The organism is Stenotrophomonas riyadhensis, from assembly GCF_040256885.1.
GTDB classification, from domain to species: domain Bacteria; phylum Pseudomonadota; class Gammaproteobacteria; order Xanthomonadales; family Xanthomonadaceae; genus Stenotrophomonas; species Stenotrophomonas riyadhensis.
Genome location: NZ_CP155568.1, coordinates 587136 through 613169 on the forward strand (window position 1 = coordinate 587136; position 26034 = coordinate 613169).

The window sequence follows — 26034 nt, forward strand, 5'->3', positions numbered from 1 at the left end:
CCCGGTTCCGGTGGCTGTGTCAGAATCCGGGATCTTCTTCTGTTGCGGACCGCTCCATGCTCCGATTTGCCATCGCCGCCGTGTTCGGTGCGCTCAGCCTGACCGCCTGCGCCCAGCCGGCCCCGCCGGCCGCCAAGGCACCTGCCGCTGCGGCCAAGGCCGGCCCGGCCGCCAACGCGCCGGCCGACCAGGCGGTACGTGCCGCGCTGACCGCGCTCAATCCGGGTTTCCAGGTGGATTACATCGGTGCCGCGCCGTTCCCCGGCTTCCGCGAAGTGGTGGTCTCCGGACAGCTGCTGTACGTGTCCGATGACGGTCGCTACCTGTTCCAGTCGCAGCCCTACGACACCCGCGCCAAGGGCCCGGCCAACAGTGAAGGTCTGCTCGGTTACCGTCGCGGCCTGCTGGCCAAGGCCAACCACGGCGATCGCATCGTGTTCGCCGCGCCGAACGCCAAGTACACCATCAGCGTGTTCACCGACATCGAGTGTGGTTACTGCCGCAAGCTGCACCAGGACATCGCAGAGCTCAACCGCAACGGCATCTCCGTTGAGTATCTGGCATTCCCGCGCATGGGCCTGGGCAGCAAGGACTACACCGACATGATCTCGGTCTGGTGTGCAGCGGATCGTCGCCAGGCGCTGACCAACGCCAAGCGCGGTGGCAGCGTGCCGGCCAAGAACTGCACCAACCCGGTGGCGATGCAGTACGCGCTGGGCCAGCAGCTGGGTGTGAATGGCACGCCGGCGATCTTCGCCCCGGACGGCACCCAGCTGGGGGGGTACCTGCCACCGGCGCAGCTGCGCGCAGCGCTGGAAAAGCTGTCGGCCAAGCGCTGACGCAGAAATGTAGCGTCGAGCCATGCTCGACTGCGGTCCCACACGTGGCAGCCGAGCTATGGCTCGGCGCTACAGATTCGAGGCCGGGGATGCGTGTCGCATCCCCGGCTTTTTTCCTTATTTCAGGCCATCACTGACCGCCTTGGTCAGCGTGCCCTGCGCATCGTCACCGCTGAACTCCCAGACGAACGCGCCGCCCAGACCCTGGGTCTTCACGTAGCCCATCTTGCGGGTGATGTTGGCCGGGGTATCGAAGCTCCACAGCGTGCTGCCGTTGTAGATCCAGGTGGCACCAGCGGTGTTGTCGGTGTAGCCCGGCCACGCCAGGTTCTTCAGCACCTTCCAGTCTTCGATGCCGGCCTCGTAGGTACCCGGGGCGGCACCCGTCGCGGTCTGGTACAGGCCGTTGTTGGCGTTGGCCACACCGGTCCAGCCACGCCCGTAGTAGCCGATGCCCAGGTTGAGCTTGGCGGCGGGCACGCCACGGCTGATGAAGGCCTCGATGGCGTCGTTGCTGTTGTACAGCTTCTGGTCGCCGGTGGACGGATCATTCGGCGAATCGAACAGCGCCGACTGGTGATTGGTCTTCGCATCCCACGCGCCGTGGAAGTCGTAGGTCATCACGTTGATGTAGTCCAGGTACGGGTGGTACGCGGCCGGATCGGTGACGCGGATCTTGTCGATGCCGGCACCCACCGCCACCGTCAGCAACAGGCCCGGACGCACCGCATCGAGCTGGCGGCGGAACTCGGCCATCAGCGCAGTGAAGTTGGCGTTGTCCTCCGGCTTGCCGCATTCGATGCCACAGGCCACCGGGTACTCCCAGTCGATGTCGATGCCGTCGAACACGCCCAGTGCGGCACCGGCGCCACCGGCACCGTCGGTCACCGGCAGGTTGCCCTTGATATAGGCGTCGATGCACGAGGCGACGAAGGCCTGGCGGTTTTCCGGACGCGCCGCGCTGGAGAAGCCACGCGACCAGGTCCAGCCACCGAGCGAGATCAGCACCTTCATGCCCGGGTACTTGGCCTTGAGCTGCTTGAGCTGGTTCCAGTTGCCGCGCAGCGGCTGGTCCCAGGTATCGGCGCTGCCGCTGACACTCTCGGCGGCACTGAAGGCCTTGGTGTAGTCGGCGAAGGCATCGCCACCGGCACCGCTGTTTGGATCCGACGGCTGGGTGATGCCCACTTCACAGCGGTTGTTGCGCACGTTGCCGAACGCGTAGTTGATGTGGGTCAGGCGTGCGGCCGAGCCACTGCTGTCGATGTTCTTGACCCGGTAGTTGCGGCCGTAGATGCCCCACTGGGTGAAGTAACCGATGACCCGCTTGCCGGTGGTGCCGCCGTCACCGGCCAGCGTGGTGGCGCTGATCTCGGTGCCCTGTGCCGACGCATTGCCGGCGTTGTCGCGGGCACGTACGCGGTAGCGGTAGGTGGTCGACGCGGTCAGCCCGCCATCCACATAGCTGGCACTGGACGGCGAACCCACCAGGCTGCCGTTGCGGTACACGTCATAGCCGGCCATGCCGCTGCCACCGGTGTTGTCGGTGGACGGGCTCCAGCTGAGCGCGATGCTGTTGGCGGTGCGGGTGCCAACCGCCAGCCCGCCCGGCACGCTCGGCGCGGTGGTATCGCCACCGGCGGCGTTGACGGTGATGGTGATGGTCGGGGTGCTCGTGGTGGCGTTGTTGTTGTCGGTCGCGACCGCACGCAGGGTGTGGCTGCCGGCGCTGGCATTGGCCCAGCTGGCCGCATACGGCGCACTGGTGGCCACGCCGAGCGTGCTGCCATCGCGGAAGAACTCGACCTTGGCGACGCTGCCGTCCGGATCACTGGCGTTGGCGGTCACGTTGACCGTGCTGCCGGCGCTGAAGGTGGCGCCGTTGGCCGGCGAGGTCAGGCTGACCACCGGCGGCTGGTTGCTGCCGCTGCCATCGCAGGCACCGAGGTTGGTGTAGTAGGGCGCACCGGCCGGATGGTCCGGCGGCGCGTTCCAGATGTCCTGGTTCGCCCGATAGAGGACGCCTCCTTTCTGCAGGGTATCGCCGGCCCGGTAGATCTTGGCCTGGTCCCACTGGGCCACGCCGGCACAGCTGGCGGCCTGCGCCAGGCCGGGCAGGGCGGCGGTACCGGCGGCCAGGGCAAGCAGCCAGGCCAGGCGGCGGGGACGACAGCTTCGGGTCGAACGTTCGGCACTGCGCACAATCGGGTCGTACATGGGTAAGTCTCCGATCAAAGGGCGCGCGGGCCCCGATGGCGCCGCGCGTGACGCAGGTCCGGGCGTCGCCCGGGAAGGCGACGGAGGGGGCGGACGGGGTACCTGGGAGGCCGGGGAGAGAGTCCGGCACCAGGTGGGGACAACGTTGTCATCAATCGCGTGGTCAATCCGTGAGCAAGCGCATGGTTCGGGGATTCGGGTGGAGAGCTGCGCTGCGCGCGGTCGGCGGCCATCGGCGGAGCCCCCTCGTGGCTGGGGCTTTCCGCGAAAAGCAGATTTCTGGGGGTTGGCCGGGCGGGTGGGCTGCGCAGGGGACGCCGTGAATCCATCCCTGGAGGCTCGGGCGCGCCATCCATGGCGCTTACGCCCCTGCGCAGCCCACCCACCCGGCCACGGACAGGTTCCTGCGCGGCCAGCCACGGAAGACAGAACAGAAAATCAAAGGCAGAAGCCGGTCGCTTCGCTCTTCAATGCCTGACTTCTGAGATTTCCCTGGTTGCCGGCCAGCGGCCGGCACTACCGGGGAGCATCCACGCATGGCGTGGATCTACCGCAGATCGCGGAAATCTGTCGAAGGCGGGGTGGGTCCGGTTGCGGGGGCGTGAGCCGCATGGATGCGGCGATCGAGCCTCCATGGACGGATTCACGGCGTCCCCCGCAACCGGACCCACCCCGCCATCCCACGGGAACCCCGCTTTTGCTTTGGCAGTTGCCGTTGCCGTTGCCGTTGCCGTTGCCGTTGCCTTGGCTTCGGCGGGTGCCGGGCGCCGCCCGGCCAAAGCCCACCCCCCGCTTCCGGTACAATGTCGGGCCCGTTTCCCAACTACGGTTCCCCGGACATGATGGTCCTCGAGGGCGCGCCCGCCCTGTCGCCGTTCCGCCGCGAACGTCTTGAATCCCGCCTGCAGTCCATCGCTCCCTCCCTGCGCATCAGCGGTGCCTGGCACGTCTACTTCGTGCAGCCCGAAGGCAGTGCCGCCCCCGACCTGACCACCTTGTGCCGCATCCTCGAAGCTGCGCCGCAGGCCGAGGCCGTGGCCGACGGCGCGGTCAGCCGCATCGTGGTGCCGCGCCTGGGCACGCTGTCGCCGTGGTCGAGCAAGGCCACCGAACTGGTCCGTGGTGCCGGCCAGCCGGTCAGTCGGGTCGAACGTGGCCTGCGCATCGACGTGCAGGGCTGGCCGGCCGATGCCGCCGCCCAGCAGGCGCTGGTCAAGGCGCTGCACGACCCGATGACGCAGTCGGTGCTGGAGACCGTGGAACAGGGCCAGGCGCTGTTCTCGGCGCCGGCCCGGGGTGAACTGGAACGCGTGCCGGTGGACCAGCTGGAGGCCGCCAACCAGCGCCTCGGCCTGGCCATGGCCCAGGACGAGATCGACTACCTGCGCGAACGCTTTACCGCGCTCGGCCGCGCGCCGTCCGACGTCGAGCTGATGATGTTCGCGCAGGCCAATTCCGAGCACTGCCGCCACAAGATCTTCAACGCCAGCTGGACCATCGACGGCCAGGAACAGGACCGTTCGCTGTTCCGGATGATCAAGAACACCCACCAGCAGACCCCGCAGCACACGCTCAGCGCGTACAGCGACAACGCCGCGGTGATCGAAGGCCATCCGGCGTCGCGTTACCGCCCGGATCCGGCCAGCGGCGAATACCGCCGCGAGCCGCAGGTGCCGAGCGCGTTCCAGATCAAGGTGGAAACGCACAACCACCCGACCGCGATCGCACCGTTCCCGGGTGCATCGACCGGCAACGGTGGCGAGATCCGCGACGAAGGCGCGACCGGCCGCGGCGGCAAGCCGAAGGCGGGCCTGTCCGGGTTCTCGGTCTCGCACCTGCGCATTCCGGAACTGCCGCAGCCGTGGGAAGCGCCGCGCGCGCTGAACCCGCGGATGGCGCCGGCGCTGGAAATCATGACCGACGGCCCGCTTGGCGGCGCAGCGTTCAACAACGAGTTCGGCCGCCCGAACCTGCTTGGCTACTTCCGCAGCTTCGAGTTGCCGGAAGGCGCCGATCTGGTGCGCGCGTACGACAAGCCGATCATGCTGGCCGGTGGCCTCGGCGCGATCGATCGCGTGCAGGTCGACAAGATCCAGCTGCAGGCCGGTGACGCGGTGATCGTGCTGGGTGGCCCGGCAATGCTGATCGGCCTGGGCGGCGGTGCCGCCAGTTCGGTGGCCTCCGGCGAGAGCGCCGAGGACCTGGACTTCGCCAGCGTGCAGCGCGACAACCCGGAAATGGAACGCCGCTGCCAGGAGGTCATCGACCGCTGCGTGGCGATGGGCGCCAACAACCCGATCAAATTCTTCCACGACGTCGGTGCCGGTGGCCTGTCCAATGCCATCCCGGAACTGCTGCACGACTCCAAGGTCGGCGGTGTCATCGATCTGGGCAAGGTGCCCACCGATGATCCGTCGCTGTCGCCGATGCAGCTGTGGTGCAACGAGTCGCAGGAGCGTTATGTGTTGGGCGTGGCGCAGGAGCGCCTGGCTGAGTTCGCCGCACTGTGTGCCCGCGAGCGCTGCCCGTTCGCCGCGGTTGGCGTGGCGACTGCCGAGGAACACCTGGTGGTGGCCTACGGTGCCGTGCCGGGCCACACCCCGGCCGATGCGCCGATCGATCTGCCGATGGACGTGCTGTTCGGCAAGCCGCCGAAGATGCACCGCGACACCGCGCACCCGCCGGCCCCGCGCTGGCCGGCGCTGAAGACCGGTGGCCTGGACCTGCAGGAAGCGGGCCTGCGCGTGCTCGCGCACCCGACCGTCGCCTCGAAGAACTTCCTGGTCACCATCGGTGACCGCAGCGTCGGCGGCCTGACCGCACGCGAACAGATGGTCGGCCCGTGGCAGCTGCCGGTTTCCGACGTGGCGATCACCCTGGCCGACTTCGACGGCGTGGCCGGCGAAGCGATGTCGATCGGCGAGCGCACCCCGCTGGCCCTGCTCGACGCCGCTGCGTCGGCACGCATGGCGGTGGGCGAAGCGCTGACCAACCTGTGCGCGGCCCCGGTCGATGCGTTGGATGAAATCAAGCTGTCGGCGAACTGGATGGCCGCGGCCGGCCACCCCGGCGAAGACGCGCTGCTGTACGACGCGGTGAAGGCAGTGGGCATGGAACTGTGCCCGCAGCTGGACATCAGCATCCCGGTGGGCAAGGACTCGCTGTCGATGCAGGCGCAGTGGCACGACCAGGGCGAGGCGCACAAGAGCGTGTCGCCGGTGTCGCTGGTGATCTCGGCGTTCGCGCCAGTGGCCGACGTGCGCCAGCAGCTGACCCCGCTGCTCGACCGCGACGTGGACAGCGAGCTGTGGCTGATCGGCCTCGGTGCCGGCAAGCAGCGCCTGGGCGGTTCGATCCTGGCCCAGGTGCATGCCGACCACGCCGACCTGCCGGCCTTCGCCGGTGCCGCGCCGGACCTGGACGACCCGCAGCGCCTGCGTGGTTTCTTCGAGCTGATCCGCGATGCGCGCCAGTCCGGCCTGCTGCTGGCCTATCACGACCGCAGCGACGGCGGCGCCTTCGCTGCGCTGTGCGAAATGGCCTTCACCTCGCGCCTGGGCCTGGATATCACCCTCGATGCCTGGGGCGATGATCCGTTCCGCAGCCTGTTCAACGAAGAACTGGGCGCGGTGGTGCAGATCGCACGCGAAGACCGTGCGGCCTTCGCCGACCTGGTCGAGCGCCATGCACTGACCGAATGCGCGCAGCGCATCGCCAAGCCGACCACCGCACCGGTGGTGCGCGTGTCGCTGGGTGGCGAGAACCTGGCCGAGTGGCGCTGGGACGCGCTGTTCGACGCCTGGTGGTCGGTCACCCACGCGATGCAGAAGCGCCGCGACAACCCGGCCAACGCGGATGCCGAGCGCGAGGTCGCCCGTGCCTTCAATGCGCCGGGCCTGAAGCCGAAGCTCAGCTTCGACCTCAACGAAGACGTGGCCGCACCGTTCATCAGCACCGGTGCACGCCCGCGCGTGGCGGTGCTGCGCGAGCAGGGCGTCAACGGCCAGATCGAAATGGCCAACGCCTTCGAACGTGCCGGCTTCCGCGCGTTCGACGTGCATATGAGCGACCTGATCGAAGGCCGCGTGGCCCTGCAGGACTTCACCGGCCTGGTGGCCTGTGGTGGCTTCAGCTATGGCGACGTGCTGGGTGCCGGCCGTGGCTGGGCCACCTCGATCCTGGAGCGCAGCGCACTGCGTGATGCCTTCGCCGCGTTCTTCGCGCGCGAAGACAGCTTCGCGCTGGGCGTGTGCAATGGCTGCCAGATGATGAGCCAGCTGAAGGGCATCATTCCGGGTGCCGAGCACTGGCCGCAGTTCCGCCGCAACGCCAGCGAGCAGTTCGAAGCCCGCACCGCGCTGCTGGAGGTGGTGGAGTCGCCGTCGATCCTGCTGCGCGGCATGGCCGGTTCACGCCTGCAGGTGGCGGTGGCACATGGCGAAGGCCAGGCCGTGTTCGACAATGCCGTCGACCAGGCCGCCGCACGTGTCTCGCTGCGCTACATCGATGGCCACGGCAACGTTGCCAGCCAGTATCCGCTGAACCCGAACGGTTCGCCGGACGGCATCACCGGCCTGACCAGCAGCGACGGCCGCGTCACCATCATGATGCCGCACCCGGAACGCACCCCGCGCGCGCTCAACCTGAGCTGGGCCCCGGCCGAGTGGCAGGGTGACTCGCCGTGGATGCGCATGTTCCGCAACGCGCGGGTGTGGTGCGGCTGATCGCACCGCATCGCGCAGGCATCAATGCCATCGCGTATGGAAAAACCCGCCGTTGACCGGCGGGTTTTTCTTTGTGCGCGTGAAACTCCTGTCCTGCCCGCTAGTTACATGGATTTTCAGGCGACAGGAGGTCGTCACGCATACCTAACAAAATCCTTTTATAAACAGGTGAAATAGTGAACTGCTTCACGGCAATAGGATTTGCCGCGTCAAAGTCTTGACGATTTGGAAAGTTGCCGTTAACACTTGAACCCCGTTTCAGAATCATTCATTTCGCAGTAACCGGTTGGCGCACGCGCTCGGTTTTCTGTCGCTGCGCGCCGTTCGGCAATACCCCGCAGTAAATCACGCGAATAAACGCCCCCAGGGGACGTTGGGCCGGAAAGCCCAGCGGTGGCGTTGCTTTGCCCAAAACCAGTCCAATCAGGAGCCGTACCGATGAATCGGATTTATCGCAAGGTCTGGAACAAAGCATTGGGTCAGTTGGTGGTGGCCTCGGAACTGGCCTCCTCCGACAGCAGCAGTGGCGGGGTCGTCGACCAGCGCCGCGATGCGACACAGGGCACGCCCGCACTGCTGGCAGTGGCACTGGGCCTGGTAATGGGGTTGGGCATGAGCGGCAGCGCCGCAGCACAGTCGGTGCAGATCGGCGGCAGCGCCACCTGCGTTGCATTCAGCGGCAAGCTGCTCGAAAAGTGCCTGATCGAAGGCTCGGCCACGGCCAAGGGCAGCAACGCGGTGGCGATCGGCAGCAACAGCAATGCCAGTGCCGCCAACAGCGTTGCGCTGGGCGCTGGCTCCAAGGCCACGCGGGCCAACACCGTGTCCGTCGGCGATGCCGGCAAGGAACGGCAGATCGCCAACGTTGCGGCGGGCACCCAGGCGACCGATGCGGTGAACAAGGCGCAGCTGGACGCGCAGGCGCGCGCCACCCAGGCTGCGCTGGCCGACGTTGCCGCAGATGGCAACCGCTATTTCAAGGCCGATGGCGCAGGCGATGACAGCGACGCGGCGAAGATCGACGGGCAGGGCGCAGTTGCGGCCGGTGCGGGTGCGCAGTCACTGGCCAACGCCACCACCGCCATCGGTACCCAGGCCATTGCCGCTGGCATCGGCGCCAGCGCGTTCGGCCAGGGTGCTTTGGCGATCGGTGATGCCAGCGTGGTGGTCGGGCAGAGCGCTGCGGCCTTCGGTCTCGGCGACACCGCCGTCGGTGCAAGCGCTACCGCCGCCAGCGAAAACGGCGCGGCCACCGCGCTGGGTGCCTTGTCCGAAGCCACCGCCGATGGCGCCACCGCTGTTGGCGGCGGTGCCGTGGCGATGGGCCCGGGCAGCACCGCGCTCGGTCGTGGCGCCACCGCCGCCAACGAAGCATCGATCGCAGTTGGTGCGTTCAGCACTGCTGTCGGTGAATACAGCACCGCGCTGGGTTCCAACTCCGCCGCGGTTGCCACCGGCAGCGTGGCGCTCGGCGCGGGCTCGCTGGCCGACCGCGTCGATACCGTGTCCGTCGGCGCCGCCGGATACGGCCTGACCCGGCAGATCACCAGCGTGGCCGCAGGCACTGAAGACAACGATGCAGTCAATGTCGGTCAGCTGAAGGGCGTCGCCGCCGTGGCCGATGCCACCGCCAAGCGCTTCCAGGCCAACGGCAGCGGCAACAGCGATGCCGGTGCACTGGCCGAGGGCGACGAGGCGCTGGCGGCCGGCGAGGCCGCCAATGCCATCGGCAACGGCACCACGGCAGTCGGTGCTGGCGCCACCGCCGTCGCGCAGAACGCCACTGCCGTTGGCAACAACGCACTGGCCTCGGGCCAGAACAGTGCCGCGTTCGGCAACAACGCGCAGGCCAATGGCCCGGGCAGCGTTGCCGTGGGTGGCGCTGCGGTGGACGCCGATGGCAACCCGCTGATCACCAGTGGTGGCGTGCCGGTGGAAACCGGCGCCACCAGCGCAGGCGTCGGCGGCACTGCGGTCGGCGCCAGTGCCGAAGCCAGTGGTTTTGCGGCGTCGTCCTACGGCGTCGGCGCCTATGCCGCCGGCGCACAGGCGTCCGCGTTCGGTGCGGTGGCCAATGCCATCGGTGACTACTCCACCGCGCTGGGTACGCAGAGCAACGCGACGGGTACCAGCAGCGTTGCCATCGGTGGCCCGGCTGACCTGATCCCCGGCCTGGGCTTCTTCGTGCAGACCCAGGCCAGTGGCGAAGCCGCCACCGCCGTCGGTGCCGGTGCCATCGCCAGTGGCGACCGTGCCGTGGCCAACGGCAGCCTCAGCGAAGCCTCCGGCGCCGAAGCGACCGCGGTCGGCTACTTCGCCTATGCACCGGGCGAGAACGCCAGTGCCCTGGGCGCGCAGACCTGGGCCAGCGGTGCGCAGAGCACTGCCGTGGGCTACTACGCCACTGCGCGCGGCGCCAACAGTGTTGCGCTCGGGGCCAACTCCGAAGCGGTGCGTGCCAACAGCGTGGCGGTGGGCAGTGCCGGCAACGAACGGCAGATCACCAGTGTCGCTGCGGGCAGCGAAGCCACCGATGCGGTGAACAAGGCCCAGCTCGACGCCGTGGCCAGCACTGCCGACACCACCGCGCGTTTCTTCCAGGCACAGCCGGAGGCGGGCAGTGATGCTGGCGCACTGGCTGATGGCGAAGGCTCCATCGCTGTGGGTTCGTCGAGCAATGCGATCGGCGCCGGCGCCATCGCGCATGGTGCTGCCGCGTCGGCCATCGGCGATGACAGCGTGGCCGTGGGCCGCAACAGCACGGCCACCGGCAATGGCGGTGTCGCCATCGGTGGTCTCGGCCAGGCTTATGACGAATTCAACCAACCCATCATCGGCGCCGACGGCACGGCGCAGCAGGTCGGCACCACCGCCGTGGCCGATGCCACCGCCGTCGGCAGCGGTGCGCAGGCCACCGGGGCTGCCAGCAGTGCGTTCGGCAATGCCGCCAAGGCCAGCGGAGACAACAGCTTCGCCGCAGGCGGCAAGTCGCGCGCCACCGGCAGCTACGCGGTCGCGGTCGGCGACAGTGCCTTCGCCAGCAGTGACGACAGCACCGCCGTCGGCGGCTACAGCTGGGCCACCGCCAGCGGCGCGAGTGCGTTCGGTTCCGGCGCATGGGCCACTGCCACCAATGCCTCGGCATTCGGCAACGCGGCCTGGGCCAGTGGCAGCGGCGCAACATCCATCGGTTACAACAGCTGGGCCAACGGGGCCAGCTCCACAGCGGTCGGCCGTGGTGCCTTCGGCTATGGCGACAACAGCGTGGCGCTGGGCTTCCAGGCGCTGGGCAACAGCATCAACAGCATCGCCATCGGCACCAACACGGTGGCCGGTGGCGAGAGCGCGATCGCGCTCGGTGCCGGCAGCAATGCCAGCGCCAGCAATGCGGTTGCGCTGGGCGCCGGCTCGGTTGCCAACCGTGCACGCACGGTATCGGTGGGCAGCACTGGCAACGAACGCCAGGTGACCAATGTCGCTGCCGGTACCCAGGCTACCGATGCGGTGAACAAGGCGCAGCTGGATGCCGTGGCAGGCGCAGCAGCCACCACCAGCCGCTTCTTCCAGGCCAGCGGCAACGGCGGTGATGTGGCCGGTGCACTGGTGGACGGTGATAACGCGCTGGCCGCCGGTGATGCCGCCAACGCCATCGGCAATGGCGCCACCGCACTGGGCAGCGGTGCCAACGCGTTGGCCGGCAACGCACAGGCGCTGGGCTTCAATGCGTTGGCGACCGCAGCCAACGCCAGCGCTGTCGGTGCCAACGCACAGGCCACGGGCGAGTACGCCACCGCGCAGGGTGCGGAAAGCGAGGCCAGCGGCGAGCAGAGTGCGGCGTTCGGTGCCGCCAGCATTGCCAGCGGCGCCGGTAGCACTGCCAATGGCGTGCTGTCTGAAGCGTCCGGCGAAGAAGCCGTGGCCGTGGGCTACTTCAGCAATGCCAGTGGCGACGCCGCCACCGCTGTGGGTAGCGAAAGCGTGGCCAGTGGTACGGCGTCTGCGGCCTTTGGCATCGGTGCCGAAGCCAGCGGCGGTTACAGCACTGCCATCGGTGGCTACGCGCAGGCCTCGGCGTTCAATGCCACCGCGTTCGGCAACTTCGCCAATGCCTCCGGTTCCAACAGCGTGGCAGTGGGTGGCGACTCGGAAGCGTCCGGCGCCTACAGCACGGCAACGGGCCAAGGCAGCCTGGCCACTGGCACCAACAGTGTCGCCGTCGGCGGTTCGCTGTTCGGCGTGCTGGCTACCGAAGCGTCGGGCAACTACTCCACCGCGGTGGGTGGTGGCGCCTGGTCGGGGGGCATCAACAGCACCGCGTTGGGCAACGCCGCCGAATCGCGCGGGGCCAACAGCGTGGCGCTGGGTGCCGATTCGATCGCGGATCGCGACAACACCGTGTCGGTGGGCGGCGGTGGCAACACCCGCCAGATCACCAACGTGGCCGATGGCACCCAGGGCAATGATGCGGTCAACAAGAATCAGCTCGATGCCGTAGCCGCGGCAGCGGAAAAGACCCGCCGGCAGTTCCAGGCCAGCGGCAATGCCGATGGCGAAACCGGGGCGCTGGTGGAGGGCGACAACGCGCTGGCGGCCGGTGACGCGGCCAATGCGATCGGCAACGGTGCCACCGCACTCGGCAGCGGTGCCAATGCGCTGGCCGCCAACGCCACCGCCGTGGGCATCGATGCATTGGCCACCGGCAACAACGCGGCTGCCCTGGGCAGCAACGCACAGGCCACCGGGGAGGACAGCCTGTCCCTGGGCAGCGGTGCCAGCGCCAGCGAGGTCGGTGCAAGCGCGGTGGGTGCGCGTGCGCAGGCCAGCGGCGCCTACAGCACGGCCACAGGTACAGAAGCCAATGCCAGCGGCACCCAGGCACTGGCCAGCGGCTTCCGCAGCGCCGCGTCTGCCGATGGCACTACCGCTGTCGGCGGCTACGCCGAAGCCAGCGGTCGCCTCGGCACCGCACTCGGCTATGGCTCGGCCGCCAGCGGTGCCAACACCACTGCAGTAGGCTTCGGTGCCGCTGCGGCCGGTACCGGCGCGGTGGCGGTCGGCCAGTCCAGCGAAGCCAGTGGCGAGGAGAGCGTCGCCATCGGTGGCAGCACCTTCTTCGGCCTGATCCCGTCGCGTGCCAGTGGCACCGGTGCTGCGGCATTCGGTGCGGGCGCGTGGGCCACCGAAGACTACGCCACGGCGATCGGCTGGAATTCGTGGGCGGCGGGCAGCAGTGCCACCGCACTGGGTGCCAATGCCACCGCCAACGGTAGCAACAGCGTCGCGCTCGGCGCCGGCTCCAAGGCCGACCGTGACAACACGGTGGCTGTCGGCAAGGCGGGCGGTGAGCGCCAGGTCACCCATGTCGCAGCCGGTACCGAAGCCACCGATGCGGTGAACAAGGGCCAGCTGGATGCAGTCGCCAGCGTTGCCGACAAGACCAGCCGGCAGTTCCAGGCCAGCGGCAATGCCGATGGCGAGGCCGGTGCTCTGGTGGACGGTGACAACGCACTGGCCGCCGGCAACGCGGCCAATGCGCTCGGCAACGGCGCCACTGCGCTGGGCAGCGGTGCCAACGCCATGGCCGCCAATGCCACGGCCGTGGGCTTCGATGCGCTCGCCACCGGCAACAATGCGGCCGCACTGGGCAACGCGGCGCAGGCTGCTGGTGTCGACAGCGTGGCCGTGGGCAGCGGTGCCAGCGCCAGCGAACTCGGCGCCAGCGCTACCGGTGCCGGTGCCCAGGCCAAGGGCGCCTACAGCACCGCCAGCGGCGCGCAGGCCACGGCCAGCGGCACCCAGTCGCAGGCCAGTGGTTTCCGCGCCAATGCTTCGGCCGATGGCGCTTCGGCTCTGGGCAGCTATGCCGAAGCCAGTGGCCGCCTCGGTACTGCGGTCGGCTATGGCAGCAAGGCCACCGGCGCCAATGCCACCGCGGTGGGTGTCAGTGCCAACGCGTCGGCGGCCGGCAGCATCGCACTGGGCGCAGGCTCGGTGGCCGATCGTGCCAACACCGTGTCGGTGGGCAGCAGCACCAGTGATCGTCAGATCACCCGCGTCGCTGCCGGTACCGAGCGCACCGATGCGGTCAATCGTGGCCAGCTTGATGCGGTCGCCGCAACCGCCGATGGCACGGCGCGTTACGTCAAGGCCACCGGCGCAGGTATCGCCAGCGCCAGCGGCAGTGATGCCGCCGCGATCGGTTCGGCGGCCAGTGCCAGTGGTGCACGCAGCAATGCACTGGGTGCCAATGCGATGGCGATCGGCAATGGTGCACTTGCGCTGGGTACCAGCGCCGGCGCATCCGGTGCCAACTCGGTGGCACTGGGCGCAGGTTCGCGTGCGCTCGATGCCAACGTGGTGTCGGTCGGCGGTGGCAACGGCACCGAAGGTCCGGCCACGCGCCGCATCGTCAATGTGGCCGATGGCCGCATCGCCGCCGGCAGCAGCGACGCCATCACCGGTTCGCAGCTCAACGTCACCAACCAGCGGGTGGGCGCGGTGGAAACCCGCGTGGGCGATTTTGATTCGCGTATCGCCACCGTTGAAACCACGGCGGCCAGTGCGGTCGGCTATGACGACGCCAGCCGTGATCGCCTGACCCTGTCCGGCTTCCAGGGCACCACCATCGACAACGTCGGTGCCGGCAGCATTGCGGCTGGCAGCCGCCAGGCGATCAATGGTGGGCAGCTGTTCCAGTCGCTCAGCGATGCCGCCAGCTTCCTCGGCGGCGGTGCCAGCGTCGGCATGCAGGGTGTATTCGTGGCACCGAACTACGTGATCCAGGGGGCCACCTACAGCAACGTCGGCGATGCGCTGGGCGCGCTGGACCGCAAGGTCAGCGAGATTGACCGCCGTACTGCGGGTGGCACGCGTGCAGGTGCTTCCAGCCTGCGCGCAATGAGTGCCGCGCTGGATGAAAGCCCGCTGGCCAGCGTGGCCGATGCTCCGGCAACGGCCGACGCGGCACCGGCCAGCACCGCGCGCGTGCAGGGCACGCCGACCGCCGCCGCAGCGGGTGCCGGCATTCCGGTGGGCACGCCGGCAAACGGCTTCAATGCCGTCGCCATGGGCGAGGGCGCTGTCGCCAGCGGCGCCTCGTCCACTGCCATCGGCCAGGGTGCCAATGCCACCGCTGCGAACGCCGTGGCGCTGGGCCAGGGCTCGGTCGCCGATCGTGCCAACACGGTCTCGGTGGGCAGCGAAGGCAACGAACGCCAGGTCACCAACGTGGCGGCCGGTACCACGGCCACCGATGCGGTCAACAAGGGCCAGCTCGACCGTGGCATGGCCACGGCCAACAGCTACACCGACAGCCGCGTCCAGGCCGTCGCCGACAGCTTCGATGTGTTCAAGGGCGAGATCGACGGACGCCTGCGCCACATGGATCGCCGCATCGACCGCCAGGGTGCGATGAGCGCGGCGATGCTCAACATGGCGACCAGTGCAGCGGGTATCCGCACCCAGAACCGGGTCGGCGTCGGCATTGGTTTCCAGGGCGGCGAGTCAGCGTTGTCGCTGGGTTACCAGCGTGCGATCAGCGATCGCGCCACGGTCACTTTTGGCGGCGCCTTCAGCAGCGACGACAGCTCGGTCGGCGTCGGTGCCGGCTTCGGCTGGTAAGTCACTTCATTGCGCCGGCGGCCACCCACGCCGGCGCTGCACCTGCAATGAGGGCCTGGGGGGAGGTCACGGCAATCCCGGCTGGGCCGGCCGGGAGTCGTCAAGGAATGATGGCCGCAGTGTTGGTTCGATCCATGACCCAGAAGAGGAATTCGACGTGATCAAGAAGCAGAACCTTCGCATCAATGTGCTTGCCGCCGCCGTGCTGTCGATGACGGCCGTCGGTGCCGTCCACGCCGCCGGCCTGCCGACCCGCGAACCGGTGCGCCAGGCCAGCACCGCCCAGCCGGGCGCCGAGCGCATCATCGTCAAGTACCGGGCCGGCGCTGCCGCCGCCACCGACCGCTCGGCGAAGCTGTCCACCGTGCAGTCGGCGCTGACCCGGGCCAGCCTGTCCGGCGGTACCTCACGTGCCAGTACCCTCGGCCCGCAAGTGGTACGCAAGCTCGCTACCGGTGCGGACCTGATCCGCGTGCAGGGCCGCCTGGCCCCAGCCGAACTGCAGCGTGTGCTGAAGGAACTGCAGGCCGACCCGTCGGTGCAGTACGCCGAAGCCGACGTGAAGCTGCGCCGCACCGAACTGCGTGCCGGCGACGTACAGCCGGCGCTGGTGCCGAACGATCCCTTCTACCAGCAGAACCAGTGGCACCTGCACAATGCGGTCGGCGGCATCAACGCACCGGCGGCATGGGATGTCTCGCAGGGTGAGGGCATCGTGGTGGCGGTGATCGATACCGGCATCCTGCCGCAGCATCCGGACCTGGTCGGCAACCTGCTGGAGGGTTACGACTTCATCAGCGATGCGGAGACCTCGCGGCGCCCGACCAACGATCGTGTGCCGGGTGCGCAGGACTACGGTGACTGGGTCGAGAACGACAACGAGTGCTATGACGGCTCGCTGGCAGAGGACAGTTCCTGGCACGGCACCCACGTCGCTGGCACCGTGGCCGAGCAGACCAACAACGGCGTCGGCATGGCCGGTGTCGCCTACAAGGCCAAGGTGCTGCCGGTGCGCGTGCTGGGCAAGTGCGGCGGCTACCTGTCCGACATCGCCGACGCGGTGGTCTGGGCATCGGGTGGCACGGTGACCGGCATCCCGGCCAACACCAACCCGGCCGAGATCATCAACATGAGCCTGGGCGGCAGCGGCGCCTGCGGCAGCACCTACCAGGACGCCATCAACGGCGCCATCTCGCGCGGTACCACGGTGGTGGTGGCGGCCGGCAATGAGACCGACAACGCGTCCAAGTACCGTCCGGCCAGCTGCGAAGGCGTGGTGACCGTGGGTGCCACGCGCATCACCGGTGGCATCACCTACTACTCAAACTATGGCACCCGCGTGGACCTGTCCGGTCCGGGTGGCGGCGGCAGTGTCGACGGCAACCCGGGTGGCTACATCTGGCAGACCGGCTCAAATGCGGCCACCACGCCGGAATCGGGCACGCCGGGCTACATGGGCATGGGCGGTACCTCGATGGCCTCGCCGCATGTGGCCGCCGTTGCTGCACTGGTGCAGAGCGCACTGATCGCCAAGGGCAAGGATCCGCTGACCCCGGCCGCGATGCGTACCCTGCTGAAGGAAACCGCACGTCCGTTCCCGGTCGCCATCCCGGCGGCCACCCCGATCGGTACCGGCATCCTCGATGCCAAGGCTGCGCTGGCCAAGGCACTGGAAGAACCGTGCACCGAGAACTGCGGGCCGGTGGCCACGCCGCTGACCAACAAGGCCGCCGTCGGTGGCCTGTCCGGTGCGGCCGGCAGCAGCAAGCTCTACAGCTTCGAAGCGGCTGCCGGCAAGCAGTTCAGCGTGATCACCTACGGTGGCACCGGCAACGTTTCGGTCTACGTGGCTGAAGGCCGTGAGCCCAGTGCCAGCGACAACGACGCCAAGTCGACCCGTCCGGGCACCTCCGAGACGGTGCGGGTGACCAAGCCGGTGGCGGCCACCTACTACATCAAGGTGGTGGGTGAAGCGGCCTACAACGGCGTGAGCATTCTCGCCACGCAGTAAGCTTGAACTGTCGTAGTTGAATGGCCGAAGCCCGTCATCCCATGTGACGGGCTTCGTCTTTTTACGAAAGGTGGCGCAGGGGCGGCGGAAATCATGGCTTAACTGTTAAAGTCGAGCCGATTGACAGGAGAGTCATGTGAACGCGCTTGCTGCTACCGCCGCTGCCGACGACGCTGAAGGCCGCATCCTGGATGCGCTGCTGGCGCGCGGCCGGCTGAAGGAAGGCGATCTGGCACGTGCGCGGCCGCTGCACGCAGAGGCCGGCGGCAGCCTGCTGGGCCTGCTGGTGCGGCTGGGGCTGGTCTCCGAGCGTGACCAGGCCCAGGCCAGCGCCGAAGTGCTGGGGCTGCCGCTGCTGGAAGGCAAACAGCTGCCGGAAGCACCGCCACAAGGGCTGGCGGAAGGCTTGCCGTTGTCGCTGCGCTTCCTCAAGCAGTTCCATGTCTGCCCGCTCGCGCTGGATGAACAGGGGGTCCGGCTGTGGCTGGCCGACGCCCATGATCCTTATCCGCAGCAGGCCGTGCAGCTGGCACTGGGGGTACCGGTGACACCGGTGCTGGGCATGCGCGCAGAAATTGATGACCTGGTCGAACGCTGGTTCGGCCAGGGCCGCAGCGCGATGGGCGCGATCGTCGAGACCGCCGATGGCGAGGGCGGTGCAGTCGATGACATCGAGCACCTGCGCGACCTTGCTTCGGAAGCACCGGTGATCCGCCTGGTCAACCTGGTGATCCAGCGTGCAGTGGAGCTGCGCGCTTCGGACATCCATGTCGAACCGTTCGAAAGCCGGTTGAAGGTGCGTTACCGCGTCGATGGCGTGCTGGTGGAAGGCGAAAGCCCGCCGGCCAACCTCACTGCTGCGGTGATCAGCCGCATCAAGATCATGGCCCGGCTCAACATCGCCGAGCGCCGCCTGCCGCAGGACGGCCGCATCATGCTGCGCGTGCAGGGCAAGGAGCTGGACCTGCGCGTGAGCACGGTGCCGACCGCGCACGGCGAAAGCGTGGTGATGCGATTGCTGGACCGTGAAACGGTGGTGTTCGATTTCCATCGTCTCGGTTTCACTGACGCCTTCCTGCCGCAGTTCCGCAAGGTGCTGGAACAGCCGCACGGCATCCTGCTGGTGACCGGCCCGACCGGTTCAGGCAAGACCACCACGCTGTACACCGCGCTGAGCCAGCTGAACACTGCCGACGTCAAGATCATCACGGTCGAAGACCCGGTGGAATACCAGATCGAAGGCATCAACCAGATCCAGGCCAAGCCGCAGATCGGCCTCGACTTCGCCAACGCCCTGCGCAGCATCGTGCGCCAGGATCCGGACATCATCATGATCGGCGAAATGCGCGACCTGGAAACCGCGCGCATCGCGATCCAGTCGGCGCTGACCGGCCACCTGGTGCTGTCCACCCTGCATACCAACAACGCAGCCGGCGGCATCACCCGCCTGCTCGACATGGGCGTGGAGGACTACCTGCTGACGTCCACCATCAATGGCATCCTCGCCCAGCGCCTGGTGCGCCGGCTGGAGCCGACCCATGCCGAGCGCTATGAAGCCTCGCCGGAAGAGATCGAACGCTTCGAGCTGCGCCGCCTGCAGCCGGAAGGACCGATCCACCTGTATCGCCCGAAGCCTTCCGCGCTGGCGCCGACCGGCTACCTCGGTCGCACCACCATCATGGAATTCCTGGTGATGAACGATGCGCTGCGGCGTGCGGTGATGCGCCGCGATGGCATGGGCGAGATCGAGCGCATCGCCCGTGAAGCCGGCATGCGCACCATGTACGAGGATGGCCTGTCCAAGGCGTTGAGCGGGCAGACCACCATCGAGGAAGTGCTGCGCGTGACCGAGGAAAGCTGATGCGCGCAGGACGCCGGGGCTGACATGCCGACCTACCGTTACAAGGCACTGAATCCGCACGGCGAGATCTTCGACGGGCAGATGGAAGCGGCCAGCGAGGCCGAGCTGGTCGCGCGCCTGCAGGACCAGGGCCATCTGCCGATGGAGACCCAGCTGGCCGATGGCGGTGCGATCGGTGGCAGTACCTGGCGCAACCTGTTCCGCCAACGGCCGCTGCAGGGCGCTGCATTGCTGCAGTTCACCCAGCAGCTGGCGACACTGCTCGGTGCAGGCCAGCCGCTGGATCGCGCGCTGTCGATCCTGCTCGGGTTGCCCGAAGACGAACGCTCGCGCCGCGCGATCACCGACATCCGCGATGTGGTGCGCGGTGGCGCGCCGCTGTCGACCGCACTGGAGCGCCAGCATGGGTTGTTCTCGCGCCTGTACGTGAACATGGTGCGGGCCGGTGAAGCCGGCGGCAGCCTGCACGAAACCCTGCAGCGCCTGGCCGACTACCTCGAACGCAGCCGCGCGTTGCAGGGCAAGGTGATCAACGCGCTGGTGTACCCGGCCATCCTGCTGGTGGTGGTGGGCGGCGCGCTGCTGTTCCTGCTCGGCTACGTGGTGCCGCAGTTCGCGCAGATGTACGAAAGCCTGGATGTGGCGCTGCCGTGGTTCACCAACGCGGTGCTGCAGCTGGGCCTGTTCGTGCGCGACTGGTGGGTGTTGCTGCTGGTGGTGCCAGGGATACTTGCGCTGTTCTTCGAACGCAAGGCGCGGCAACCAGCCTTCCGGCTGGCGCTGGATGGCTGGCTGCTGCAGCGTCGCGGCATCGGCCGCCTGCTCGGCGAACTGGAAACCGCGCGGCTGGCCCGCACGCTGGGCACGCTGCTGCGCAATGGCGTGCCGCTGCTGGGTGCCTTGGGCATCGCCCGCAACGTGCTGGGCAACCGCGCGCTGGCCGCCGATGTGGAAGCCGCCGCGGATGAAGTGAAGAACGGTACCGGCCTGTCGCTGGCGCTGTCGCGCGGCAAGCGTTTCCCGCGCCTGGCCCTGCAGATGATCCAGGTCGGCGAGGAATCCGGTGCACTCGATACCATGCTGCTGAAAGCCGCCGATACCTTCGAACAGGACAGCGCCCGGCGCATCGACCGCCTGCTGGCGGCGATGGTGCCGGCGATCACCCTGGTGCTGGCCTCGGTGGTCGGTGCGGTGATCGTGGCCGTGCTGGTGCCGCTGTACGACCTGACCAATGCCATCGGTTGACGATGGATCCCTACGCAACCCCGACACTCCGCAACTGAAAGGACCGACCATGATTGCTTCCCGTCGACCGATCCGCCTTTCCTTCACCGCCGCGCGCAACCAGTCGGGCATGAGCCTGCTGGAAATCATCATCGTCATCGTGCTGATCGGCGCGGTGCTGACCCTGGTCGCCAGCCGTGTGCTGGGCGGTGCCGACCGCGGCAAGGCCAACATCGCCAAGGCGCAGGTGCAGACCGTCGCCTCCAAGATCGACAACTATCAGATCGACACCGGCAAGCTGCCGGGTTCGCTGAACGACCTGGTGACCGCACCGGCCGGTGTTGGCGGCTGGCTGGGCCCGTATGCCAAGCCGGCTGATCTGAACGACCCGTGGGGCCACGCGCTGGAATACCGTGCGCCGGGCGAAGGCCAGCCGTACGAGCTGGTCAGCCTGGGCAAGGATGGCAAGGCCGGCGGCAGCAGCGTCGACGCCGACATCCGTTACCAGCCGTAAACCCGTATGACGCATTTCCTGCCGCGCCGGCTGTCAGGCCCGCGCCTGCACGGCAGGCGCGCGGCAGGCCTGTCGCTGCTGGAAATGCTGCTGGTGATCGCGCTGATCGCTGCGATCGGCCTGATCACCGCCGCAGGGCTGTCGCGCGGCTTCTCTGGCATGCAGCTGCGCAGCGCCGGCAAGGACATCGCCAACCAGCTGCGCATGGTGCGCGCACAGGCGATCGCCCGCGGTGAGCCGCAGCGTTTCGTCATCGAACCGGCAACGCGGCGCTGGGAAGGCGCCAACCAGCGCCACGGCGAGGTGCCGGCACAGCTGCAGGTGCAGTTCGAAGGCGCCGCGCAGCTGGCCACCGCGCCAGGCCAGGGCGTGATCGAGTTCCACCCCGATGGTGGCTCCAGCGGTGGCCGCATCCGGCTGCAGCGTGACGATGCCGAATGGCGCATCGACGTGGGCTGGCTGACCGGTGAGGTCCGCTCCGGCCCCTGGCGGTCGCAATGAAGCGGCGCGCCCGCGGCTTCACCCTGCTGGAAGTGATCATCGCCTTCGCCCTGCTCGGGTTGGCGTTGACCCTGCTGCTGGGGAGTCTTTCCGGTGGCGCGAAACAGGTGCGCGACGCCGAGCTGCGCACGCGTGCGGTGCTGCATGCGCAGTCGCTGCTGGCCGAAGCCGGTGTTGCCTCGCCACTGCAGGTCGGCAGCCAGCAGGGGGACTGGGAACAAGGGCGCTACCACTGGCAGCTGCAGGTGCAGCCGTGGGTGGAGCCACGCGCGAACAACCTGGCGCAGGCACAATCGCAATCACCGGGTGCCCCCTGGTTGGCCGAGCTGCAGCTGCAGGTACGCTGGGGCGACAGTGAGCGCGAGCAGCTGCGCTGGCGCAGCCTGCGCCTGTTGCCGCCGGACCTGGAGAGCGCGCGATGAAGCACCGAGCCGCGGGTTTCACTCTGGTTGAAGTGATGCTGGCCACGGTGCTGCTGGCCGGTGGCCTGGCCCTGGCGTTCGCCAGCGTGCGCTCGGCGATGGCGGTCAGCCAGCGCGGCGAGCAGATCGCTGCCGAGAGCGAACGCATGCGCGCAGTGGAGACCTTGCTGCGTCGGCAACTGGCAGGCGCGCTGCGTACGCCACTCGAAGCGCCCGATCCCACCCGCGAGCCGATCTTCTTCCAGGGTGAAGAAAGCCGCATGCTGTTCGCCGCCGATCTGCCGGGATATCTCGGACGGGGGGGATCGTACCTGCATGCACTGCAGGTTGATGGCCGCAGCGGCCAGCAGCGCCTGTTGCTGGACCTGGTGCTGTTGCAGGAAGGCGAGCGCATCGCGGAAAATCCGCCACGCCCGCCAGAAGTGCTGGTGGAGAACCTGAAGTCGGTGCAACTGCGTTATCGCGGCATCGATGCCAGCACCGGCCAGGTGACCGACTGGATGCCGCGCTGGGACGACACCCGGCGCCTGCCGATGCTGGTGGAGATCCAGATCGTGCCGGCCAAGGGGGCGCCCTGGCCGACGCTGGTGGTGGCGCCGCGTGCCGGTGGCAGCGGAGGTGCACGGTGAACCGGCAACATGGCGCGGCACTGGTACTGGTGCTGTGGCTGATCGCATTGATGACCGCACTGGTCGGTGCGTTCGCGTTGAGCGCCCGTGTCGAGCACCTGCAGCAGCGGGTACTGGATGACGATGCGCGCGGCCAGGAACGTGCGCGCGCGGGTCTGGAGTACGCGCTGACGCGCCTGTCCGCCGATCCGCAGCGGGCGCCGTGGCGCGCTGATGGCCGTACCTACCGCTGGCAGTTCGATGACGCCAGCATCGAGATCAAGGTGCTGGATGAGAACGGCAAGATCAACCTGAACCTGGCCGACGTGACCCTGCTGACCGCCTTTCTCAAGGCGCTGGGCGAAGACGAGGGGGCTGCGCGGCAGCTGGCCGGTGCCATCGTCGATTGGCGTGACGAGGACAGCCTGCTGCAGCCTGGGGGCGGTGCCGAAGCGCCTGACTATGCGGCGGCCGGGTTGCCGTATGGCCCGCGCAACAAGCGTTTCGAGACCCTCGGCGAGCTGCAGCGGGTGCTCGGCATGCGTGGGCCGCTGTACCAGAAGATGCTGCCGCACCTGACCCTGTACAGCCGACAGGCGCGACCCGATCCGCAGTTCGCCAGCGCCGTGGTGTTGACCGCATTGGGCCTGGACGCGGATACGGTGCTGGCCCAGCGTGCCCAGCAGGAGCGTGATGCCGATTCCGCTGCCGGTGCGTCAACCCTTGCCAGCAGCAGTGGCACCTATAGTATCGAGTCCCGTGTCACCGACGGCAGTGGACGCCGGTCGGTGTTGCAGGCAGTGGTACGCAATGGCTCGGGCGGGGTTCCCGGGCGGTCCTACACAGTGCTTCGCTGGGAGCAGGGAATGACAGCAAGATGACGGCTTGGCAGGACAGTCTGCGGCAGGTGCAGGGCCGGATCGGCCCGGGTGCCGGCCGTTTCCTGCGCTGGTGGCGGCAATCGCTGCTGGCCTGGGTGCCGGCTCGTTGGCAGTGGGCGCTGGGCTGGGCACAGGCGCGCCTGCTGCTGCAGCGCGAGGGCGACCAGCTGCAGGTCTGGCGTGAGGCAGGCGAGCGTCGCGAGCCAGTGGCGCGCCTGCCGTGGCCGTTGTCGCCGGCTGAACTGGACCGGGTGCTGGAAGCGCGCCTGCGCAGCCTGCCGCGGCTGTGGCTGCTGCCGGCCAGCGATGTACTGCGTCGCCAGCTGCGGCTGCCCGCGGCGGCCGCCGACCGCCTGCGCGCGGTGGTTGGTTTCGAGATCGATCGGCAGACGCCATTCGAATCCAGCCAGGTCAGCTATGACGTGCGTGAACTCGGCGTGGCCGGCGAAGGCCAGCTGCAGGTCGAACTGGTGGCCTGGCCGTTGCGCCAGCTGGAGGCCTGGCGCAATGACGTGGGCCAGTGGGCCGATGCGCTGGCCGGTGTCGATGCGATCGATGCGCAGGGCAACACGCTGCAGGTGAACCTGCTGCCGCCCGCACAGCGCCAGTTGCGGACCGATCCGATGCGGCGCTGGAACCTGCTGCTGGCGGTGGCCGCCGTGGTGATGCTGGTGCTGGCCGGCCTGCAACTGCTCGACAACCGCCGCGCGGCGGCCGATGAACTGCGTGCACAGGTGGAACGCAGTGCACGCAGTGCGCGCGGCGTGGCCAGCGAACGTGCGCAGCTGCAGGCGCTGATCGATGGTGCGGCGTTCCTGGAAAAGCAGCGCAGCCAGCGCGCCGGGACGGTGGAGATCTGGACCGAGCTGACCCGGCGCCTGCCGGAGGGCACCTACCTGGAAAAGCTGGCCATCGAGAGCAACAACCTGCAGTTGATCGGGCTCAGCCGCGAGGCCTCGCAGCTGGTGCAGCTGCTGCAGGACGCGCCGCAGTGGCGCAAGGTCAACCTGACCGGTGTGCTGCAGGCCGATGGCGCCGCCAGTGGCCGCGACCGCTTCACCATGACCGCTGAGCTGCAGCCGTTGCCGGCAGCGGCCCCGACCCGGGAGGCGGCCGATGCCGATGCCAAGCGCACGCCGTGACCGCTGGCTGGCGCTGGCGCTGCTGCTGGCAGTGCTGGGCCTGGCCTACCTCCTGCTGGTGCACCCGTGGTTCACCCAGCCGTTGCGCGAGATCGATGCCGATGTCGCGGCGCTGCGCGAGCGCGAGTCGCGTGTGCAGGCACAGCTGCAGCAGCAGCCGCAGATCGAACAGCGCCTGCGTGCCACCCGTGAAGCCTTGCAGCAACGGCCAGGCTTCCTGCGCGAGGCCACTGCCGAGGCCGCCGCCGCCGCGCTTGGCGCCAAGCTGCAGGATGCGGTGGCGATGGCCAGCCCGGGCAACCGCAGCTGCACCATCAGCAACCGCACGCCGCTCACCGACAACCGGCGCGACGCCGAGTTCGTACGCGTCGCCATGCAGGTGCGCCTGCGCTGTGGCGTGGCCGAACTGGCCACCGTGCTGCACAGCCTGGAAACCGGCAGCCCACGCTTGTTCGTCGACAACCTCAACCTGATCGCGCAGCGTTTCCAGCAGTCGCCGAATGAATCCGGACTCGGCCTGGACGTGTCGTTTGAACTGGCGGGCTATCTGCTGCCGGGTGCCGCTGCCGATGGCGCTGCCCCGGCACCTGCAGCCGAGCCGGGCGCGGCACCGCAACCGCCATCGACCGCACCGACACCCGCACCGGCTGCGCCGCAAGCGGGGCAGGAGGTGGCGGATGAAACGTGAGCAGATCAGCCTGCGCACCGGCTTCCTGCTGGCTCTGGCCGGCTGGGCGGCGGCGGTCTGGTTGGCCACCGGCTTTGGCCTCGGCAGCCAGCTGCCCGGCACCGACGGTGATGCCGACACGGCGCCCTCGCTGCCAGCCCTGCCGCCACTGGCCGCCGAGCGCATGGCCAGCGCCGACAGTTACAGCGCCATCGGCGAACGTCCGCTGTTCGCCGAAGACCGCAAGCCGCGACCGTATCTGCTGGGAGGCGGCGAACCGGCCGCCAGCGCCGCGCTGCGCTTGACCGGCGTGCTGCTGACTGGCGATTTCGGCATGGCCACGTTCACCACCGAACAGAACCGTTCGCTGCGTCTGCGCCTCAATGGCGACGCCGTGGATGGCTGGCAGCTGGTGGGGCTGGCGCCACGCCAGGCCACGGTGATCGGCCCCGGCGGCAGCCAGGTGCTGGAACTGGCCGTGTTCAACGGCCAGGGCGGCGAACCACCGACCGTACTGCGTGGTGCCAACGGCGCGCCGCCCGCAGGCGCGATCGTGGTGCCGCCCCCGGCGGGTGCTCCACCAGCACCGCTCACGTCCGCAGCAGCTCCGCAGCCGCAGCAGCAGCCGGCTGGCGCCGTGCCTCCGCCCGCCGCTGCCCCACCTGCCAACACCAACGGCCCCAGCGAAGCGCAGATGCAGGCCATCCGCGAACGCATCCAGGCCCGTCGTCGCCAGCTGCAGCAACAACAGCAGCAACAACCGTCGCCGCCCCCGGGCGATGGCACCAACCGATAGAGTGAAT

At 68.6% G+C, this 26034-nt stretch carries 15 protein-coding genes; 14 read left to right on the top strand and 1 reads right to left on the bottom strand.

All coding sequences use genetic code 11. From position 1 onward, the window contains the following. Nucleotides 1-56: 56 nt before the first annotated feature. Complete coding sequence (locus tag SriyCCGPB3_RS02720) at nucleotides 57-839, top strand: DsbC family protein (RefSeq protein ID WP_350259848.1); 783 nt, start codon at nucleotides 57-59, stop codon at nucleotides 837-839. 117 nt (nucleotides 840-956) lie between these two features. Here SriyCCGPB3_RS02720 and SriyCCGPB3_RS02725 read toward each other — a convergent pair whose 3' ends face one another. Then, complete coding sequence (locus tag SriyCCGPB3_RS02725) at nucleotides 957-3056, bottom strand: glycosyl hydrolase family 18 protein (protein WP_121504849.1); 2100 nt, start codon at nucleotides 3054-3056, stop codon at nucleotides 957-959. 839 nt (nucleotides 3057-3895) lie between these two features. On the opposite strand from SriyCCGPB3_RS02725, the gene purL reads away from it, so the two are divergent. From purL to SriyCCGPB3_RS02790, 13 genes are all read left to right on the top strand, one after another. Beyond that, nucleotides 3896-7780 carry a phosphoribosylformylglycinamidine synthase gene (purL, locus tag SriyCCGPB3_RS02730; RefSeq protein WP_350259849.1) on the top strand — a complete coding sequence of 1295 codons (3885 nt, stop codon included), beginning with the start codon at nucleotides 3896-3898 and terminating at the stop codon, nucleotides 7778-7780. Between the two features lie 438 nt (nucleotides 7781-8218). Next, a complete protein-coding gene (locus SriyCCGPB3_RS02735; RefSeq protein WP_350259850.1) occupies nucleotides 8219-15400 on the top strand; it encodes an ESPR-type extended signal peptide-containing protein in 7182 nt (2393 codons plus the stop codon). 157 nt (nucleotides 15401-15557) lie between these two features. Continuing rightward, nucleotides 15558-17411 carry a S8 family peptidase gene (locus tag SriyCCGPB3_RS02740; RefSeq protein ID WP_049398129.1) on the top strand — a complete coding sequence of 618 codons (1854 nt, stop codon included), beginning with the start codon at nucleotides 15558-15560 and terminating at the stop codon, nucleotides 17409-17411. Between the two features lie 136 nt (nucleotides 17412-17547). Further along, a complete protein-coding gene (gspE, locus tag SriyCCGPB3_RS02745) occupies nucleotides 17548-19272 on the top strand; it encodes a type II secretion system ATPase GspE (protein ID WP_049424954.1) in 1725 nt (574 codons plus the stop codon). Nucleotides 19273-19296: 24 nt separating this feature from the next. Next, nucleotides 19297-20517 carry a type II secretion system protein XpsF gene (gene xpsF / locus SriyCCGPB3_RS02750; RefSeq protein ID WP_032130133.1) on the top strand — a complete coding sequence of 407 codons (1221 nt, stop codon included), beginning with the start codon at nucleotides 19297-19299 and terminating at the stop codon, nucleotides 20515-20517. A 49-nt stretch (nucleotides 20518-20566) separates the two neighbouring features. Then, on the top strand, nucleotides 20567-21010 hold the full coding sequence (gene gspG, locus SriyCCGPB3_RS02755) for a type II secretion system major pseudopilin GspG (protein ID WP_004154150.1): 444 nt from the start codon (nucleotides 20567-20569) through the stop codon (nucleotides 21008-21010). 6 nt (nucleotides 21011-21016) lie between these two features. Continuing rightward, nucleotides 21017-21511 carry a type II secretion system protein XpsH gene (gene xpsH, locus SriyCCGPB3_RS02760; RefSeq protein WP_350259851.1) on the top strand — a complete coding sequence of 165 codons (495 nt, stop codon included), beginning with the start codon at nucleotides 21017-21019 and terminating at the stop codon, nucleotides 21509-21511. After that, the gene (gene xpsI / locus SriyCCGPB3_RS02765; protein ID WP_153856265.1) at nucleotides 21508-21933 is read left to right on the top strand and encodes a type II secretion system protein XpsI; all 426 of its coding nucleotides are present in this window, start codon (nucleotides 21508-21510) and stop codon (nucleotides 21931-21933) included. Before xpsH ends, xpsI begins: the two co-directional genes overlap by 4 nt. Beyond that, entirely contained in the window at nucleotides 21930-22562 is a 633-nt protein-coding gene (locus tag SriyCCGPB3_RS02770; protein WP_153856266.1) for a type II secretion system protein J, read from the top strand. The genes xpsI and SriyCCGPB3_RS02770 overlap by 4 nt, the downstream gene beginning before the upstream one ends. After that, the gene (locus SriyCCGPB3_RS02775) at nucleotides 22559-23422 is read left to right on the top strand and encodes a general secretion pathway protein GspK (protein WP_110711009.1); all 864 of its coding nucleotides are present in this window, start codon (nucleotides 22559-22561) and stop codon (nucleotides 23420-23422) included. The genes SriyCCGPB3_RS02770 and SriyCCGPB3_RS02775 overlap by 4 nt, the downstream gene beginning before the upstream one ends. Then, entirely contained in the window at nucleotides 23419-24564 is a 1146-nt protein-coding gene (locus SriyCCGPB3_RS02780) for a PilN domain-containing protein (RefSeq protein WP_110711010.1), read from the top strand. Before SriyCCGPB3_RS02775 ends, SriyCCGPB3_RS02780 begins: the two co-directional genes overlap by 4 nt. Continuing rightward, complete coding sequence (gene gspM / locus SriyCCGPB3_RS02785; RefSeq protein ID WP_153856267.1) at nucleotides 24539-25252, top strand: type II secretion system protein GspM; 714 nt, start codon at nucleotides 24539-24541, stop codon at nucleotides 25250-25252. Before SriyCCGPB3_RS02780 ends, gspM begins: the two co-directional genes overlap by 26 nt. After that, nucleotides 25242-26027: a hypothetical protein gene (locus SriyCCGPB3_RS02790; RefSeq protein ID WP_350259852.1), complete on the top strand. Its 786-nt coding sequence runs from the start codon at nucleotides 25242-25244 to the stop codon at nucleotides 26025-26027. Before gspM ends, SriyCCGPB3_RS02790 begins: the two co-directional genes overlap by 11 nt. Nucleotides 26028-26034 lie beyond the last annotated feature (7 nt).

Excerpts from the sequence above, each read along its gene's own strand:
- SriyCCGPB3_RS02735 (WP_350259850.1), top strand. The coding sequence starts at position 8,219 with ATGAATCGGATTTATCGCAAGGTCTGGAACAAAGCATTGGGTCAGTTG.
- purL (WP_350259849.1), top strand. The coding sequence starts at position 3,896 with ATGATGGTCCTCGAGGGCGCGCCCGCCCTGTCGCCGTTCCGCCGCGAA.
- gspM (WP_153856267.1), top strand. The coding sequence starts at position 24,539 with ATGCCGATGCCAAGCGCACGCCGTGACCGCTGGCTGGCGCTGGCGCTG.
- SriyCCGPB3_RS02770 (WP_153856266.1), top strand. The coding sequence starts at position 21,930 with ATGAAGCACCGAGCCGCGGGTTTCACTCTGGTTGAAGTGATGCTGGCC.
- SriyCCGPB3_RS02780 (WP_110711010.1), top strand. The coding sequence starts at position 23,419 with ATGACGGCTTGGCAGGACAGTCTGCGGCAGGTGCAGGGCCGGATCGGC.
- xpsH (WP_350259851.1), top strand. The coding sequence starts at position 21,017 with ATGACGCATTTCCTGCCGCGCCGGCTGTCAGGCCCGCGCCTGCACGGC.
- SriyCCGPB3_RS02790 (WP_350259852.1), top strand. The coding sequence starts at position 25,242 with ATGAAACGTGAGCAGATCAGCCTGCGCACCGGCTTCCTGCTGGCTCTG.
- gspG (WP_004154150.1), top strand. The coding sequence starts at position 20,567 with ATGATTGCTTCCCGTCGACCGATCCGCCTTTCCTTCACCGCCGCGCGC.
- SriyCCGPB3_RS02725 (WP_121504849.1), bottom strand. The coding sequence starts at position 3,056 with ATGTACGACCCGATTGTGCGCAGTGCCGAACGTTCGACCCGAAGCTGT.
- xpsF (WP_032130133.1), top strand. The coding sequence starts at position 19,297 with ATGCCGACCTACCGTTACAAGGCACTGAATCCGCACGGCGAGATCTTC.
- xpsI (WP_153856265.1), top strand. The coding sequence starts at position 21,508 with ATGAAGCGGCGCGCCCGCGGCTTCACCCTGCTGGAAGTGATCATCGCC.
- SriyCCGPB3_RS02720 (WP_350259848.1), top strand. The coding sequence starts at position 57 with ATGCTCCGATTTGCCATCGCCGCCGTGTTCGGTGCGCTCAGCCTGACC.